This is a genomic window from Microbacterium sp. MAH-37 (assembly GCF_009758255.1).
Taxonomy (GTDB): domain Bacteria; phylum Actinomycetota; class Actinomycetes; order Actinomycetales; family Microbacteriaceae; genus Microbacterium.
The window spans coordinates 699,898-715,853 of record NZ_WSEN01000010.1 but is presented as its reverse complement, the minus strand read 5'-3'; the positions used below and the strand labels follow the sequence as shown (position 1 = coordinate 715,853).

Annotated in this window: 14 protein-coding genes; 6 read left to right on the top strand and 8 right to left on the bottom strand. The window is 69.6% G+C overall.

The window, feature by feature from the left end; translation table 11 throughout:
* Positions 1–109 precede the first annotated feature (109 nt).
* Both GON06_RS17580 and GON06_RS17575 read left to right on the top strand, forming a co-directional pair.
* Positions 110–730, top strand: a complete 621-nt coding sequence (locus GON06_RS17580) for a ClpP family protease (protein WP_157313584.1) — start codon at positions 110–112, stop codon at positions 728–730.
* Positions 727–1,314, top strand: a complete 588-nt coding sequence (locus GON06_RS17575; protein WP_157313582.1) for a ClpP family protease — start codon at positions 727–729, stop codon at positions 1,312–1,314. The genes GON06_RS17580 and GON06_RS17575 overlap by 4 nt, the downstream gene beginning before the upstream one ends.
* 244 nt (positions 1,315–1,558) lie before the next feature.
* Here the strand turns inward: GON06_RS17575 and GON06_RS17570 are convergent, their stop codons facing one another.
* Complete coding sequence (locus GON06_RS17570; protein ID WP_157313580.1) at positions 1,559–1,885, bottom strand: helix-turn-helix domain-containing protein; 327 nt, start codon at positions 1,883–1,885, stop codon at positions 1,559–1,561.
* 156 nt (positions 1,886–2,041) lie between these two features.
* On the opposite strand from GON06_RS17570, the gene GON06_RS17565 reads away from it, so the two are divergent.
* Complete coding sequence (locus GON06_RS17565; protein WP_157313578.1) at positions 2,042–2,671, top strand: acyl-CoA synthetase; 630 nt, start codon at positions 2,042–2,044, stop codon at positions 2,669–2,671.
* Complete coding sequence (locus GON06_RS17560; RefSeq protein ID WP_198346752.1) at positions 2,668–3,057, top strand: hypothetical protein; 390 nt, start codon at positions 2,668–2,670, stop codon at positions 3,055–3,057. The genes GON06_RS17565 and GON06_RS17560 overlap by 4 nt, the downstream gene beginning before the upstream one ends.
* On the opposite strand, the gene GON06_RS17555 is transcribed toward GON06_RS17560, so the two are convergent.
* From GON06_RS17555 to GON06_RS17530, 6 genes are all read right to left on the bottom strand, one after another.
* Positions 2,940–4,124: a PQQ-dependent sugar dehydrogenase gene (locus tag GON06_RS17555; protein ID WP_157313576.1), complete on the bottom strand. Its 1,185-nt coding sequence runs from the start codon at positions 4,122–4,124 to the stop codon at positions 2,940–2,942. The two genes, GON06_RS17560 and GON06_RS17555, sit on opposite strands and share 118 nt — an antisense overlap.
* Before the next feature lie 90 nt (positions 4,125–4,214).
* Positions 4,215–6,368, bottom strand: a complete 2,154-nt coding sequence (locus tag GON06_RS17550; protein WP_198346751.1) for an alpha-N-acetylglucosaminidase — start codon at positions 6,366–6,368, stop codon at positions 4,215–4,217.
* Positions 6,365–7,750: a Gfo/Idh/MocA family protein gene (locus tag GON06_RS17545; protein WP_157313572.1), complete on the bottom strand. Its 1,386-nt coding sequence runs from the start codon at positions 7,748–7,750 to the stop codon at positions 6,365–6,367. Before GON06_RS17545 ends, GON06_RS17550 begins: the two co-directional genes overlap by 4 nt.
* Positions 7,747–8,616, bottom strand: coding sequence for a carbohydrate ABC transporter permease (locus GON06_RS17540; RefSeq protein ID WP_157313570.1), 870 nt, complete (start codon positions 8,614–8,616; stop codon positions 7,747–7,749). Before GON06_RS17540 ends, GON06_RS17545 begins: the two co-directional genes overlap by 4 nt.
* Complete coding sequence (locus tag GON06_RS17535) at positions 8,613–9,572, bottom strand: carbohydrate ABC transporter permease (protein ID WP_332837685.1); 960 nt, start codon at positions 9,570–9,572, stop codon at positions 8,613–8,615. Before GON06_RS17535 ends, GON06_RS17540 begins: the two co-directional genes overlap by 4 nt.
* On the bottom strand, positions 9,569–10,954 hold the full coding sequence (locus GON06_RS17530) for an ABC transporter substrate-binding protein (RefSeq protein ID WP_157313569.1): 1,386 nt from the start codon (positions 10,952–10,954) through the stop codon (positions 9,569–9,571). The genes GON06_RS17535 and GON06_RS17530 overlap by 4 nt, the downstream gene beginning before the upstream one ends.
* Before the next feature lie 174 nt (positions 10,955–11,128).
* On the opposite strand from GON06_RS17530, the gene GON06_RS17525 reads away from it, so the two are divergent.
* Entirely contained in the window at positions 11,129–12,109 is a 981-nt protein-coding gene (locus GON06_RS17525) for an Lrp/AsnC family transcriptional regulator (RefSeq protein ID WP_198346750.1), read from the top strand.
* Positions 12,110–12,129: 20 nt separating this feature from the next.
* Here the strand turns inward: GON06_RS17525 and GON06_RS17520 are convergent, their stop codons facing one another.
* On the bottom strand, positions 12,130–14,343 hold the full coding sequence (locus tag GON06_RS17520; protein WP_198346749.1) for an outer membrane protein assembly factor BamB family protein: 2,214 nt from the start codon (positions 14,341–14,343) through the stop codon (positions 12,130–12,132).
* Positions 14,344–14,624: 281 nt separating this feature from the next.
* On the opposite strand from GON06_RS17520, the gene GON06_RS17515 reads away from it, so the two are divergent.
* Positions 14,625–15,935: an alkaline phosphatase family protein gene (locus tag GON06_RS17515; protein ID WP_157313566.1), complete on the top strand. Its 1,311-nt coding sequence runs from the start codon at positions 14,625–14,627 to the stop codon at positions 15,933–15,935.
* The last annotated feature ends 21 nt before the right edge of the window (positions 15,936–15,956 follow it).

Below are 15,956 nucleotides of genomic sequence, written 5' to 3'. Positions count from 1 at the left end.
CACTGGTCATCCGAGCGACCGGAGCAGTTCTTCGTGGATCTGCTGGGGGCAGATCTGCTGAAGGCGGATTCGAGTGCCGGGGGCAGCGGTCGCGACGCATGCTGAACTCATGACCGATGAGAAAGCAGTACCGCAGTTCGGGCCGGATGCCCGCCGGGCGCTGTATCACGAGCGCGTCCTCGTGCTCGATGGCGTGCTCGACGACGACAACGGCGCCCTGCTGATGACCCAGTTCCTCGCGCTCGCCGCAGAGGACCCCGTGACCGACATCGCGCTGTGGATCCACTCGCCCGGCGGCTCGGTGCCGTCGATGCTCGCGATCCGCGACATCATGCGCACCATCCCGAACGACGTCTCGACCGTCGCCCTCGGGCTCGCCTGCAGCGCCGGGCAGTTCCTGCTCTCGGCAGGCACGAAAGGCAAGCGCAAGGCGCTTCCGCACGCCCGCATCCTGCTGCATCAGGGATCCTCCGGCATCGGCGGCTCCGCCGTCGAGATCGAGGTGCAGGCCGACGACCTGCGGCACATGCGCGACACCGTGCTGGGGATCATCTCGGACGACACAGGCCAACCGGTGGAGAGGGTGTTCGAGGACTCGCTGCACGACCACTGGTACACCGTCGACGAAGCCCTGGAGTACGGATTCATCGACGACATCGTGGCATCCGTCGGCGACGTCTACCCGCGCAAGCGGTCACGGATCGGGCTTGGGGCGGAGGTGGCGGCATGAGCGGCTACACGATCCCCAACGTGATCTCCCAGAACCCCCGCGGCGACCGGATCATGGACGTCTACTCGAACCTGCTCGCCGAGCGGATCGTCTACCTCGGCACCGAGATCGACGCCGGCGTCGCGAACACGATCATCGCGCAGCTGCTGCATCTGGATTCGGCATCGCCCGACACCGACGTGCAGTTCACGATCAACTGCGCGGGCGGCGATCCGAGTGCGGCGCTGGCGATCTACGACACCATGCAGCACATCCGGCCGCGGGTCTCGACGACCTGCGTCGGCCAGGCGATCGGCCCCGGTGCGATCCTGCTCGCCGCCGGGGCGCCCGGATTGCGCTCGGCGCTACCGCACGCGCGGATGGTGCTGCATCAGCCCGCCGCGCAGACCCGGGGCGCGGTGCCCGACCTGATCCTCGCGGCCGACGAGGTGGTGCGGGTGCGCAGCGAGATGGAGACCGTCCTCGCCGAGCACACCGGCCGCACCGTCGCTGAGCTGCGCGCCGACACCGACCGCGACCGGGTGCTCACCGCCGCAGCCGCGATCGAGTACGGCCTCATCGACCAGGTGCTCGGCCCGCGGTAGATGTCTTGCACGTGGCGGATCGATCTGCAGGCGGCGGCGGACACGACGCGTGCGGCTCCGCCGTCCGTCGGATCGTCCGCCGTCTGCAAGTGTTGGGATGCCGCGTTTCAGGTGAGCTCGGATGCCGGGACTGCGGCGGGTCTTGCAGGTGGCGGATCGATCTGCAGGCGGCGGCGGACACGCCGCGTGTGGCTCCGCCGTCCGTCGGATCGTCCGCCGTCTGCAAGTGTTCGGATGCCGCGGCTCAGGCCGCGAGGGCGAAGGCGCTGGGTTGCTGTCGAGCCGGTGCAGCGACGGGGGCCAGCCCCTCGGCGACAGCGCTGGTGAGATCGAGCAGGCTGAGGTCGAGGGCGCCGGCGACGGCCGCCATCATCTCGCTGGACGGATCCTTCATCCCGCGCTCGATCTCGGACAGGTACTGCGGGGAGATGCCTGCGGCATCCGCCGTCTCGGTGAGCGTGTCGCCGCGCTCATGCCGTCGTCGGCGCAGCTCCGCGCCGACGAGCTGCCGCCAGAGCGGCTCCGGATCGCGCGGTGCGCGGGGCTGGGGGAACGGGACGATCTCGGCCATGCCTCACGGTACGACGCCGACCTCGCCGGGCTCCACGTTTTCCGCTCTGAGCAGAAGCCCTGCGATGCGAAAAGCGGGTGCCGGGGTCCGGCATCCGGGCCGGGCTGGCCCATAGGGTCCGCGGCGTAGACTGGTAAGGACTTTCGGAGGACCGTCATGCCCGCCCCTACGCGCACGTTCGGAGTGCGTCACCTGCAGCTGTTCCGTGCCGCTCTCGCGGCGGTCGCGGCTCTCATGGTGACGTTCTCGAACGACCACTCCGCACAGGTCGGCCTCGCGATCTTCTCGGGCTTCGCGATCTCCTCCTCCCTCGTGCTCGTCCTCGCCGCCGGGCTGGTCTACCCCGAGGGCAAGCGCTGGTGGGTCCTCACCGTCGGCGCCTTCGACTTCATCGCCGGCATGGCCGCCGGCATCCCGTCGATTCGCAGCGACGACATGTTCTTCGTCGTACTCATCTCGTGGGCGCTGATCACCGGCGCGTTCGAGCTCGGCGCCGGCTTCCGGCTCAAGGGATACGACGGCGCCCGCGACCAGATCATCACCGGCGGCCTGGGCATCCTGCTCGGCATGCTGCTGCTGATCATCCCCGCGGGGTTCCTGCAGAGCTACACCATCGCCGAAGCCGGAACCTTCCAGCTCACCGGCATCATCATCGGCGTCGGGCTGTTCGGCGGCTACGCCGCCATCGTCGCGGTGCTGCTCGGCATCGCCGGGCTCACACCGCGCCCCGCGGATGCCGAGACCCCGGCCTCCGTCACCGAGGCCGATCGCGGAGGAGTGTCATGACCGACCACAAGCCGACCCGTCGCGAGATCATGAAGCCGATGCAGCTGGTGGGCATCGCGCTCGTCGCCGGCGTGTTCGCCGGTATCGTCACCATGGTCTCCACCGGGGCGTTCACCGATCGCGTGAACCGCGCGATCTCGCAGGGCACCTATGAGGGGATGCCGCCGATCACGCTCGGTCTGGTCGTGGCCGGGGGCGCGTTCATCGTGACGCTGCTCGGCATCGCGCTGCTCATGCTCGCGGTCGACCCCGCCGACGTCGTCAAGCGTCACGACACCCCGGTGCTGTACGACCCCGAGACGCCGGACGAGCCGGCATCCGGCCCGCTGCGCAACGCCGACGGCTCCGAGGCGGACCCGTCGAAGCCGGAGACCCCCGCTCCCTGACTCTTCGTCACCCCGGCGAATCGCAGCTGCAGCAGCCTGTCGTCGCCGTCACGAGGGCTTCCACGCCCGTCAGTGTTGTTCGTGAGCAGCCAGACCATGCCATCCGGACCGGCGACCACATCGCGCAGGCGACCGTAGTCGCCGGGGAGCGTCGAGGACGCCTCGCCCTGCCCACCCGCCGGCACGACCCACAGCCTCTCGCCGCGCAGCCCCGCGACGAGGACGGTGCCGTCGATGACGGCGATCCCGCTGGGACTGGCCTCCTCAGGAGACCACTGCACCACCGGGTCGACGAACCCGTCCGCGCGCGCGATGCCCTCGTGCAGCGGCCACCCGTAGTTCTTGCCCTGTTCGATGCGGTTGAGCTCGTCCCAGGTGTTCTGTCCGAACTCGCTCGCCCACATCGTGCCGTCGGCATCCCAGGCGATTCCCTGCACGTTGCGATGTCCGAGCGAGTACACCGCGTTGCCGAAGGGGTTGCCCGGCGCTGGATCCCCATCGGGAGTGATCCGCAGGATCTTGCCGCCGAGGTAGTCCGGGTCCTGCGCGCGTTCGCGCTGTCCGGCATCCCCGGTGCCGATGTACAGCATCCCGTCCGGGCCGAACGCGATCCGGCCGCCGTCGTGGTTCGCGGCTCGCGGGATCCCGTCGAACACCGTCTCGGGTTCGTCGAGCCCTCGCGCGCCAGGCTCACCGGTGATCCGCATCCGCACCACCCGGTTGTCATCCGCGGTCGCGTGGTAGGCGTACAGCACCCCGTCGCGCACCGCCAGGCCGTTCAGACCCGCCTCGCCGCCGGAGACCACGCCCGGCACGGTGCCGGCGACGCGCTGCTGCCCCAGCGGCGACACCTCGATGATCTTCCCGTCGTCGCGCTGCGAGATCAGTGCGCTGCCGTCGTCCAGACGCACCACCGACCAGGGCGATTCGAGTCCCTGCGCGAGCGTCATCACCGTGGCCTTCGGCGTCTCCAGCACGACCGGGTTCGCCGGTTGCTCCGCCGTGCACCCGCTGAGGGCGAGCGCTGCCAGCACGGTTCCCGCGACGACCAAGCGGATGCTTCTCATGGCGGCCTCCCGGCATCCAGCATCCCTCTGCACCCGTGCCCGCGAGCGAACAGATATCCAGTCGTGACCTGGGTGCCGTGGGAGCGACGCTCACATACCGGCGTGCGTCAGCGCTCGGGCGGCGGCGTCGAGCGGGTCCCGCTCGGAGGCGTCCTCGCTGCCTCGCGCGTCGCGCCATGCCTCTTCGATCTTCACGATCGTGCGGCGCAGGGCGTCCTCGTCCGGCTCGTCCCCGCTGTCCACGGCGGCGGCGAGCCACTCGACCCATGCTGTCCAGCGTGGCAGGTAGAGATCGCGAATCAGCCCTGACCAGTGCCGTCCGGAGTAGTCATGCAGTCCGCTCGTCTGATGGCCCCACACCGAGAGCAGGCTTCGTGCGTCACGTTCCATGACGTCTCGTTCCGCCGGGGTGTCGCCCCACGATCTCGCTGCGGCGATCCACGTCGACACGCGGGAGTCCTTCCGCGTTGCGGCGAGCTCGTCGAGCGCGAGGAGGTCGTCGCGCAGGGCCTCGCCCTGCGCCCGCAACGCCGACGCATCCGCTGCGGCGAAGGCGGCCAGGATGCCGCGGATGCGGTGGCGCATGCTCTGCGCGAGCACGTGTCCGGCGAGTTCCGTGACGTCACGCTCCAGGGCCTCCCGCTGTGTGGCGCTGTCGCGCAGTCCGATCAGCAGGCGCCCCGCTTCGGCGATCGCCGGGAGCTCCTCGAGGACGGCGGGGTCGTTCTCCGCGTCGATGTTGGCGGACATCCGCGTCGACGCGGGAGGCAGGGCCTCGCCTGCGAGGCGCTGCCCTGCGAAGGGAGCGGCCGCACTCCAGGGCCGGGCGATCACCGGCGAGGGGATCGATCTGGTGCGCCCCGGTGCGTACAGGGTGTCGCCGAGCAGCTGCCAGGCCTCGGCCGCGCCGTACTCCTCGGTGCCGTACCTCTGGTGCGCGAACCGCGGCAGCCAGGCGTCGATGTCGATCGACTCCCAGGTCAGGTCGGCGGCGGCCTCGTAGAACACCGTGTTGTTCTCGATTGCCTCGGGAGCGACGCCGATGCCCTCCAGGCCCTCCGGCTGCAGCGAGGCGAGTTCTGCGATGTCGCGTGCCAGGCCGCGGAGGTCGCCGAAGAGCGCGAACCGGCCGCCGAAGTTGTGCACCGCGGTCCAGATCCACCGACGCCCGTGCATCCCGTCGCGCCACATCGGCGCGTGCTCGCCCCACAGGTCGATCAGCAGCAGACTCTCGTGCGGGATCTGCGACAGGTAGGCCGCCACCCTCTCCCGCGTCCAGAACTGACGATGGTAATGGAACGGCCAGCCCTGGAGCAGCCAGGTCGCCCGTGGGTGCACGGCGGCGACGGCGCGGTGCACCCCGGCGCCGGCGCCTGCGAGGGCGGCGAGGTCGCCCGACGGCGGCAGCGACTCGATGTAGGGGTCAACGGCGAACACCGGGGCGTCGCCGGGATCGCCGAGCAGCTCGCGCTGCACCTCGAGGAAGAGGCCGAGGAACCGGGCGTACTCGTCGGATGCCGGGTCGAGCATCGGCGTCCGCCAGCCCTGCCACTCGATCTCCGCAGCGTCCTCCCCGGCAAGCGACGAGGGCACATGCCCGCCGGGCAGCGGCAGCACCGGCGTCATACCGAGCGCTCGCGCCCTGGTCAGGATCCGGCGCGCCAGCGCGAGGCGCTTCTCCTCCCAGCGCTCCGGCAGCGGCCCGCCGAAGTCGTGCATGCCGCCCATCGACATCCAGGGGATGTGCGCGGCGCTCCCGATCCACGCACGCACGTCGGCGGGGGCGACTCCGGCGCGGCGCAGCGTTTCGGCGAGGACGGCCTCATAGCCGGTGAGGACGAGCGGATGCGTCACGCCATGCAGCGCCATCCAGTCGAGCTCCCGCTCCCACCTCGGCCAGTCCCAGAACGGCGTCGAGTATCCGTGCGTCACGACGTTCAGGTGATAGCGGATCGTGAATGGTGTCCGGATCCGGGTCATCGGGGCATCGGCCCAAGGGGCGGTGTCGATGACCGATGACTCCCAGGTGACACGCCGGCCCTGTCCCTGCAGGTACCGGGCCAGTGCGCTCGCCGCAGCCGTCGGGTCGGATCCGGACAGGGTGAGCATCCCGTCGCTCGCCTCGTAGGCCGCAGAGGCACCGGGCTCATCGATCTCATCGATCTGAATCCGCAGTCGATCAGCGTCCCCGCCGATCCTGCGCACGAGTCCGCGCAGGGCGGCCTCCGTCGTGCCGTCGTTCATGCGCTCGGCTCCGCGACCGGCACATCGAGCCGGGCCGACCATCCGGCGAAGTCGATCGGGTGCCCCGAAAGCCGGGACTCCTCGGCGCTGAACGCCATCAGGTGGCTGTCCAGTGCCGTCTCGAATGACAGCTCACCGGTTCCGACAGTCCCGTTCCGCACCGCCTCGACGAACTCCGACATCAGACCGGCATCGCCGCCGCCGTGTCCGGCATGGTCGCCGAGATCGGGGTTCGGGATCGCCACCCGGAGCGTGTGCCTCTCATGCCCCATCGGCGCCTTCCTGCTGATCTCGTGAGCCACCAGGGGCAGATGATCGGGCAGGGAGGCCTCCGGGGAGAACAGATCGACGACGATCTCGCCGCTCTCCATGTGGCCGGACAGCTGCCCCGCCGATCCCGTGATCGTCACGTTGCGGGTGTTCTCGGCCGTGAACGCCGACGCCGTCAGGGTGGCCGTGAGGCCGCCCGGGAACATCATCGTGGTCTGCTGGTGATCGGCCACGTCGTTGTCGCTGCGGTACACGCAGCGTCCGTACTCTCCTGAGCGCAGCGCCGCCATCCGCCCCGCCGGCGAGGAGTCGGCACCGAGCAGGTGCACCGGATGCCCTGTGACATCGGCGAGCGCGTCCACGTAGTAGCGCGGTGCGAAGAACGGACAGCTGTCGGCCACCGGGCAGCCCTGCACGCAGAACTCCGGGGCACCTGCGGGGGCGTTCTCCGGGCGGAACCAGGTCAGTTCACCGATGCTGTACACCGACTCGGGGGCTCGCCCTGCGAGCCAGCGGATCAGGTCGAGGTCATGCGAGGTCTTCGTCAGCACCATCGCTCCGGATGTCTCGCTGCGGCGCCAGTTGCCGCGCACATAGGAGTGCACGAAATGCCAGAAGCCGATGTTCTCGCGGATCTCGATCGTCATGGCGCGGCCGATCGCACCAGAGTCCACGATCCGCTTCACCGTGCGCCAGAACGGGGTGAAGCGCAGCACATGTCCGATGGCGAGCGCCGACGACCTGTCCCTGGCGTGGCGGGCGAGTCGCTGCAGCTCGGCGATGGTCGGCGCGGCCGGCTTCTCCAGAAGGAAGGGGAGTCCTGCATCGGCGACCGCGATCGCCACGTCGACGTGCAGCGCATCCGGAACGGCGATGATCACCGCATCCGCCTTCAGCGCTGCGAGATCGGCGACCGCTCCCTCCCAGTCGTCGTACTCGGCCGCTCCGCCGGCTGCATTCGCCAGAGCGGTGCGGCGGGCGGCGTCGGGGTCGGCCACGGCGACCACGCGCGCGCGGTCGGGGTGCTCGATCGCCCACCGGCCGTAGGCGTCGCGGCCTCGGCCGCCCGCGCCGATCACGACGATGCGCTGCGGATGCGCGGATGCGCTCATTTCTCGGCTCCTGCCGTCAGTCCCTCGACGAGGTAGCGCTGCGCGAGGAAGAAGAGGATGACGATCGGGACGGTCACGGCGATCGCGCCCGACAGCAGCACGGTCACCGGCACGTTGAAGTCGGCCAGCTGCGAGATGCCGAGTGGCGCAGTCCACAGCGCGCGGTCCTGCACGAGGAACAGCAGCGCGTAGAAGTACTCGTTCCACGCGATCATGAAGACGTAGATGGCTGTGGCGACGACGCCGGGCAGTGCGATCGGCAGCACGACGCTGCGCAGCATCTGCGGCAGTGAGGCGCCGTCGACGATCGCGGCCTCCTCGACGCTCTCGGGGAGCGCCTGGAAGTAGTTCCGCAGCATGTAGATCGACACCGGGACGGTCGCGGCCACGTAGACCAGGAACAGACCGACGAGCGAACCTGTCAGCCCCGCCTTCGCGAGCAGCACGAACAGCGGCACCGAGAGCACGATCCCGGGGAACAGGTACACCCCGAGGATGATCGCGTTCACACCGCCGCGACCGCGATAGCGCAGCCGTGCGGCGGCGTACGCGCCCAGGATCGACACCAGGATGGACAGCGCGACCGTGCCGAGCCCGACCAGCAGCGAGTTGATCACGAACCGGCCGAGGCCGAAGCCTCCCTGCGCCGGATCGAGCATCGCGGTGGTGTAGCCGGAGAAGTCCAGCTCGCTCAACGCGGGGATGAGGTTCAGCGGCTCGCGCACGATCGCGGAGTACGGCCGCACGGACAGCACGAAGCCGTACAGCACAGGGCCGATCGCGAAGATCAGTGCGAGCGCGATGAAGACGACCCGGCCGGCGGTGGCGGCCGGGCGGGGGCGGAGCGGGGAGCGGCGGCGGGTCATTCGGTCTCCACCTTCCTGCGTGAGAGCACGACGTAGACGGCCAGCAGGGCGATGAGCACGACCGACATGAGCAGGCCATATGCGGCGGCACTGCCGATGTCGGCACGGGTGACGAGCTCGGTGTACACCTTCAGCGCCATCAGCTGGGTGCCGCCGGCGCCTTCCGTGAGCAGGTACACCTCGCTGAAGCTCTGGAAGGTCCAGATGAACCGCAGCAGGCAGAGGAGCAGGATGACGCCCTTCAACTGGGGCATCACGATGCGCCAGAGGATCTGCCTGCCGTTGGCGCCGTCGAGCGCAGCGGCCTCCTCGATGCTCGGCGACACGCCCTGCAACCGGGCGGTGATGAACAGGAACGACAGCGGTGCGGACGTCCAGATCTCGAACGCGACGACGACGAGCAGCGAGAGCGGCACGCTGATGCCGAACACCTCGGCTGAGGCCGTGTTCAGGAATCCGATCGAGCGCTCCCAGCCGAGCACCTCGCGGCCGAACGCGTTCACGATGCCGTACTGGGGGTTGAGCATCGTCTGCCAGATGGTGACGGCGGCGATCAGCGGGAGCACATAGGGCACCAGCAGGAGCGCCCGCACGATGCCTCGTCCGGGGAACGGGCGCCGCAGCGCAAGAGCGAGTGCGAGACCCAGCCCGACCGATCCGACCATGGTCAGGACCGAGTACAGCAGCGTCGTGCCGAGCGCCCGCCAGAACGCCGGGTTGCTCAGTGCCCGCCGGAAGTTGTCCAGCGACCACTCGATCGGCTCGGTGCCGAGGCGCGGGATGTCGACCAGCCTGATCTCGCTGAAGGCGAAGACGATCACCATGATCAGCGGGATGATCGAGGCCAGCAGGATGACGAGGAAGGTCGGCGCTGTCAGCAGCAGGCCGTTGCGGTTGTCCCGCCGGGAGCGGCTGTTCGGCCGCCCCCGGCGCAGACGTGGCGATGCGGTGGTCACAGGCCTGCCTGGACCTCCTCGACCGCCTGCTTCATGGCGTCGGTGACCTCCTCGGGCGACGAGCCGTTGTAGAGCTGTTCGATCTGATTCGACAGCACCCCTTGGGTGAAGACGAGTCCGGCGAGCGTGGCGTCGTCCGTTCCCATGCCCCACAGGTAGACGGCGTTGATGCCGTCTGCCATGCCCGTGACGAAGTCGTCGCCGTAGATCTCGGCGGAGGTCTTCTCGTGGGCCGGGCCGATGCCGAGACCGCCCCAGGCGTCGAGGAACTCCGTCGGCTCGTCTGAGGTGCCGTTGCGCAGCGGGATGCGCCCCTCGGTCGCGACGGCGAGCGTGTCCTCGTAGCCCTCGCCCAGCACGTACTCGATGTACTGCTGGGCGGCGTCGGTGTGCGCACCGGTGGGGATGCCGTAGCCGAGGATCGCGCCGTACTGGCGAGGCTCGTCCTCGTCGAGCACGGTGATGAACTTGGTGTTGTCGGAGAGGAACGTCGGGGTCGCCGCGCACTCCGGGCACGTCGCCGGCGTGGCCGGGTCGAGGCCGGCCAGCTCGTCGAGGATGTGCGTGGAGAACAGCAGCATGGCCGCGTCGCCGTTCATGTAGGCGGCGCGAGCGCTGGTGACGTCGAAGTCGCCCGCGGTCGACGAGTTGCGCAGCCGCAGGAATTGTTCGGCCGCGTCATCGCAGGCATCCGAATCGATCGTGATCTTGCCGTCCGTGACGAGTTCGCAGCCGGCGCTCTGGAACAGAGACTGGATGCCTTCAGTCGCCGACGCCGTACCGGCCTGGGTGCCGAACGCCAGGCCGGTGATACCGAGCTTCTCCTTGATCGTGGTGGCGGCGTCAGCCAGCTCGGTCACATCTGTCGGCACGTCGACGCCCGCCTTCTCGAGCAGGTCGGTGCGGTAGGCGACCACATGAGTCCAGCCGTCGCTGGGCACGGCGGAGATCTGGTCGTCGATCGTCACGGCCTTCACCGCGTTCTGATTGAACGTGTCCTGACCGAGCGATTTGACCGTGTCGGCTGCGGCGTCGGTGTCGAGCAGACCCTGCGACGTCCAGGCGCCGGTCTGTGTCGACGCGTGCAGGATGACGTCGGGCACATCTCCGCTCGCAGCACCGGTGACGAGTGCCTGATCCTGATCGGCTCCGGCCATCGGCACGACATCCACCTTGATGCCGGTCTTCTCGGTGAAGCCCTCGGCGACCTTCTCCTGCGCGGCGAGTCGCTCCGGGGTCGTCTGCGGAGTCCAGAACACGATCTTGTCGGGCTTCTCGGTCGATCCGTCGCCGTCGCCGCCGGCGGTGCAACCGGCGAGGAGGGTCAACGCGGCGAATGCCGCGATCGGCGCCGCGATGCGCTGCGCGGAGGTTCGGGTCATGGTGCATCACTCCTCTTGTCGTGGCGCCGTGCGCCGGGGTGGGAGATCCGATGCGGCGTCGATGCCCATCGGTGGTGCGATCCTCCCGCGAAGCGAGCGATCATAATGAGATCGCACGTATCAATGCAAGAAATCCGCCTTGTAGAGGCTATCGATGAGGGTATGGTGCATGCTGTGGACGATCTCGACCGACGCATCACCGGCGCGCTCCTGGCCAGTCCGCGCGCGACCAACGCGCAGATCGCCGAAGCCGTGTTCACGTCGGAGGCGACCGCATCGCGCCGGGTGGCCCGTCTGATCCGTGAGGGGTCGGTACGCGTGATCGGCGTGCTCGACAGGGAGGCCACCGGCAGGGAGCGCTCGTTGTTCGTGCGCCTGCGCTGCCGCCCCGGTGATGCGAATCGCTCCGCGCAGCAGCTGGCCAGTTGGCCCGAGTGCGGTTCGGTGAAGCTGGTCACCGGCAGCGTGGACTGCATCGCCGAGATCAGCTACACGTCGAACGCCCATCTGCTGGCGATCACGCTCGAGCGGCTGCCGGCACTGGACGGGGTGCTGGCGGTGTGGAGCAATCAGGTGATGCGTCGGTTCGCGACGCCGCACAGCTGGCTGCCCGAGCTGCTCCCGCGCGACGTCGTCGAGCAGCTGCGGGCACAGCGCCTCGACCCGTGGAGCGATCCGCTGCCCGATGAACGGGTGCAGGTCGATCCGCTCGATCAGCGCATCGCCGCGGCGATGGCGCTGGACGGCCGCCTGGGATGGCAGCAGCTCGCGGGGCTCTGCGAGATCAGCCCTGTCACGGTGCGCCGCCGCGCGGAGGCGATGATGTCGTCCGGCGCGCTGCGGATGCGCACTGTCGTCGAGCCGGAGCGCATCGGCCTGCCGGTGAATGCGTTCGTGTCGCTGAGCGTCAACCCTACGCAGCTCGGAAAGGCGGGCGAGATGCTCGCGGAGCATCCGTCCATGCTCATGATCGCAGCGACGACGGGGGACAGGAACCTCTGCGGCGAGGTCGCGCTCGCCTCCGATCGCGAGCTGTACGAGTTCATCTCCGCGACGATCGGAGGGCTGCCGGGGCTGCAGCATGCGGATGTCGCGGTGGCGCTGCATTCCGTGAAGCGCGCGGGCCTGGCCCGCGACCTCGCGCCGGTGGTCTGAGCACCGGCGCGAGGCGGAGGTCAGATCGTCAGCCCGCGGAGGACACCGTCCTGTGCGGCGACGATCAGCTGCCCGTTCACGACGACGGGCGTCGAAAAGGTGTTCGCGGCGAACAGTTGCTGGTCGACCGTGACAGCGCCGTCGGAGGTGTCGACCGCGGCGAGCAGCCCGCCCACGGAGACCAGCCACGCCGTGCCGGTACGCGGATCGAGCACGGGGCCGGCGTTCACCACCCGCGGCACGACCTGCGAACTCCAGCGAGCCGCTCCCGTCGCCGGGTCGAGCACGGTGGCGACACCCCACTCCGTCACCATCAGCACCCCGCCGTCGTCGAGGGCGATGCTCGGGGCGAAGATGTAACTGCCGGTCGCGCGCCACAGCTCCTGGCCCGTGATCGGGTCGACGGCGATGCCGTCGGTGACCGTGCTGAACAGCACCGCGCCACCGGGCAACACCTCGATCCAGTCATCCCAGGGTCCGTAGATCAGCTGCCGGTACTTGTCGGGCCGGTCGGTGGTGAGCACCGACCACAGGGTCTTCCCGGTGCGCAGATCGTAGGCGTACCCGCGTCCGTCTCCGGCGCCGACGTACACGCGCGTACCATCGGATGCCGCGCGGCCGGCCGTGCGCACCGGAACCGAGGCCTCCCAGAGTGTGGCGCCGGTGGCGTCGAGGCAGCGCAGCCGATCCTCGGCGGTCACGAGGATACGGTCGCCGGCGTCCGAGGGCGCGACCAGGGGAGTGGTGAGCACGGGCTTGTCGAAGCGGCTGGTCCACCGGGTGCGTCCGGTTCGGGCATCCAGGGCGTACAGCCGGTGATCGGCGCTGGGAACGATCACCAGATCGCCCTCCGAAGTGAACGCGGCGCCGCGATGGACCGGCCCGAGCTGCGCGCTCCAGAGCGTCTGCGGACGTCGCCTGCGGGTCGCGGCATCGACAGCGACCACGCGACCGGAAGTCGACCCGCTCACCACGACCGATCCGTGCGCCGCGAGAGCCCCTTGCAACTGACCTCCGACCTCGATCTCCCAGGACGGCCGGGCGCGAGTGGACCCCGACTTCTCGATCGCCGCAGTCTCGTAACGGTGACCGCCGTCGGCGTCCTTCGCCCGCACCTGCACGCGGTGGTGGCCGGGCGCGAGCGCGCTCGCATCCAGTGCTCCGTGCCAGGAACCTCCCCGTTTCGTGAGCGGTGTCCAAGCCCCTGTGTCGGCGAGACCGAATACGCTCTGCGGATAGACACGGGCTTCCACCGCTGCGACCTGTCCGCGGGGCACGGCGGTCAGCGCCACGGCGGCGGATGACGACCGCGCCGCCACGTTCATGCGCTCCGCGCCGGATGCCGCCGTGTCCAGCGCGATGGTCGCCAGCTGCTGCACCGTGGGCTGTTCGGCTTCGGTCGCGCCGAGCGTCACCTGTTCGACGACCAGGGCTCGGCCCCGCGGAGTGCTGCTCTCGGTGACGCGCAGGTAGTACGGGCCGAGTCGCGAGGCGATCGCCGCCACCTGGGTGAGCCCGTTGAATGCGGTCACCTCGTTGCGGTGGATGTGACCCGCGAAGATGCCGCGCACGGGGTACGGATCGATTGCGCGCAGGAAGTCCTCGGTGTCGTTCGCGTAGTAGTTGCTCCCGCCGAGGGGGTAGTGCAGGAACATGATCGACGGGGTCTCTCCCGCGGCGTCGAGGTCGTCGCGGATCGTCTCCAGGTCCTCGGCGAACAGAGCAGGCTCCTGCAGCAGCTGGGTGGGATCAAGAGCCATGAAGTGGACGCCCCCGGCGTCGAAGCTGTAGCTGGTCGGACCGAACCAGCGCTGGAAGCGCTCGCGGCCGCTGGTGTCCCAGCGGATCTCGTGGTTGCCCGGTGCGTGCCTGATGCGATCCCACAGCGTGTCCGGGATCAGCCCGCGGTAGGTCTCGAAGCCGGCGTCGCTGCCGTAGTCGGTGATGTCTCCGCAGTGCAGCACGAACTGCGGGTCCTCCGCCTCGATAGCCGTGAAGATGCGACGCAGGTTGACCAGACGTGCCGTCTCCTCCTCGTTCGCGTGCGTGTCGGTGAGGACCGCGAAGCGCAGACCGCCGTCTGCCGCGCGCGCCGTCTCGACCGCCGCCCCTGGCCAGGGGCCCCGCGCTGCGCCGGAGAGGCCGACCCCCAGGCCGACCGCAGACAGGCCGAGGAAACCTCGTCTGCTCAGGGGGGTGCGCTCCGGCATCCGCGCGTGTGTTCCATCCGTCATGACCGCTCCTTTGCTCGTAGGGAACTCTGTAACGCACCCAACCGGGAGGCGGGGCGCACGCCAAGCACGCCCGTCGGGAATGCGAGGGAATGACATGCGCGTCGGGCGTCGCGCAAGAAAGCGGTCACCCGAGGATGGCCGAATCTCTCAGCCCACTCGACATCAGAGGCGATTCCTTGCACGGTTGGCGGCGAGTGTTGTCCTGCTCGTCGTCCGGCGGCCAGCGTCGTTCGAGACCGGTCGTTGTCGACCGGCTCTCGCGCAGACAGCTGGAGGAGTCCATGAGCATGCATCCGTCGAACCGCTTCCGCCGCGCCTCTGTGATCGCGGGCGGCGCCCTGGCGTCGCTGGGAGTCGCCGTATCGGTGGCGACCCCGGCATCCGGTGCGCCGCCGGCGGCCCATCCGGCGCCCGCCGAGCACGTCGTGCTGATCGCCCTGGACGGACTCGACGTCGACTACCTCGACGGAGGTGCGATGCCCAACCTCCGGGCGCTCGCAGGTCACGGGAGCCTCAGCACGTCCACCGGGGTGATGACCTCGATCACCAACCCGTCCTGGTCGTCGATCGCCACCGGTGCCTGGCCCTCGACGCACGGCAACACCGCCTACTGGTACGACCCCGTCGCCGGCGCGGCGGTCGGGCAGCAGCGCGATCTGGCGGTGCCCACGATCGCGGAGTCGATCCGCGATCAGGGTGGCACCGTGCTGTCATCCCAGTGGTTCATCGTGCAGAATCACGGCGCGGCCTTCGGCGACCCGAAGGGGCTGTACACCCAGCCCGGCGGCGACTGCTCGCGGCGCGCTGACGACGCCGTCGCTGTGATCAACGGCGAACCGGTGATGAGCGCGGGGAAGTCCGTGCAGATGGACGGGATCCCCGATCTGATCGCGGTGTACTGCGACCGGCTCGACGCGCTCGGACATGCCGACGGCGACCGCGCTCCGGACATGCCCGCCGCCGTCGCCGAGGTCGACGCGCAGATCGGAAGGCTCGTCCAGGCCACGAAGGATGCCGGCATCTACGGGCGCACGGCGTTCGTGGTGACCGGCGACCACGGCATGGAGACGTTCACGAAAGGCATGCGCGACGACTTCCTCGCCGCGATCTCGGATGCCGGATATCAGGCCGAGATGCTGAACGCCGGGCAGTCGCCGCAGCCGGGCACCGACGTGGTGGTCGTGGTGGGCGGGGTCGGATCGCTGCACCTGGTCGGCGAGGCCGCGGACGACCCGGACGCGGCGGCGCGGATCGAAGCCGCGGTCTCGTCCCTGCCGCACATCTCGGCGGTCTACGACAAGGCCGAGCAGGAGGCGATGCACATGTCGCCGAAGTACGGTGAGCTGATCGTGGAGCCGGAGGAGGGATGGAGCCTGGGCGCCGACCCGTCCGACGGCGTCTCCGGCCTGCACGGCACGTCCCGCGAGGCGCGCACCGCGCTCGTCATCGCAGGGTCCGGCGTGCGCTCGCACGTCGCGCCCGAGAACCCGCGGCACATCGATCTGGCACCGACGATCGCCGCGCTGCTCGGCATGGACGGCCCGTCCGGAGCAGACGGGCGTGTGCTCGGCGAGGTGGTGCGCACGCGCTGATGCTGGTCGAGCGGATGCCGC

Excerpts from the sequence above, each read along its gene's own strand:
- GON06_RS17560 (WP_198346752.1), top strand. The coding sequence starts at position 2,668 with ATGACCGACCACAAGCCGACCCGTCGCGAGATCATGAAGCCGATGCAG.
- GON06_RS17530 (WP_157313569.1), bottom strand. The coding sequence starts at position 10,954 with ATGACCCGAACCTCCGCGCAGCGCATCGCGGCGCCGATCGCGGCATTC.
- GON06_RS17570 (WP_157313580.1), bottom strand. The coding sequence starts at position 1,885 with ATGGCCGAGATCGTCCCGTTCCCCCAGCCCCGCGCACCGCGCGATCCG.
- GON06_RS17565 (WP_157313578.1), top strand. The coding sequence starts at position 2,042 with ATGCCCGCCCCTACGCGCACGTTCGGAGTGCGTCACCTGCAGCTGTTC.
- GON06_RS17545 (WP_157313572.1), bottom strand. The coding sequence starts at position 7,750 with ATGAGCGCATCCGCGCATCCGCAGCGCATCGTCGTGATCGGCGCGGGC.
- GON06_RS17540 (WP_157313570.1), bottom strand. The coding sequence starts at position 8,616 with ATGACCCGCCGCCGCTCCCCGCTCCGCCCCCGCCCGGCCGCCACCGCC.
- GON06_RS17520 (WP_198346749.1), bottom strand. The coding sequence starts at position 14,343 with ATGACGGATGGAACACACGCGCGGATGCCGGAGCGCACCCCCCTGAGC.
- GON06_RS17550 (WP_198346751.1), bottom strand. The coding sequence starts at position 6,368 with ATGAACGACGGCACGACGGAGGCCGCCCTGCGCGGACTCGTGCGCAGG.
- GON06_RS17580 (WP_157313584.1), top strand. The coding sequence starts at position 110 with ATGACCGATGAGAAAGCAGTACCGCAGTTCGGGCCGGATGCCCGCCGG.
- GON06_RS17515 (WP_157313566.1), top strand. The coding sequence starts at position 14,625 with ATGAGCATGCATCCGTCGAACCGCTTCCGCCGCGCCTCTGTGATCGCG.
- GON06_RS17575 (WP_157313582.1), top strand. The coding sequence starts at position 727 with ATGAGCGGCTACACGATCCCCAACGTGATCTCCCAGAACCCCCGCGGC.
- GON06_RS17555 (WP_157313576.1), bottom strand. The coding sequence starts at position 4,124 with ATGAGAAGCATCCGCTTGGTCGTCGCGGGAACCGTGCTGGCAGCGCTC.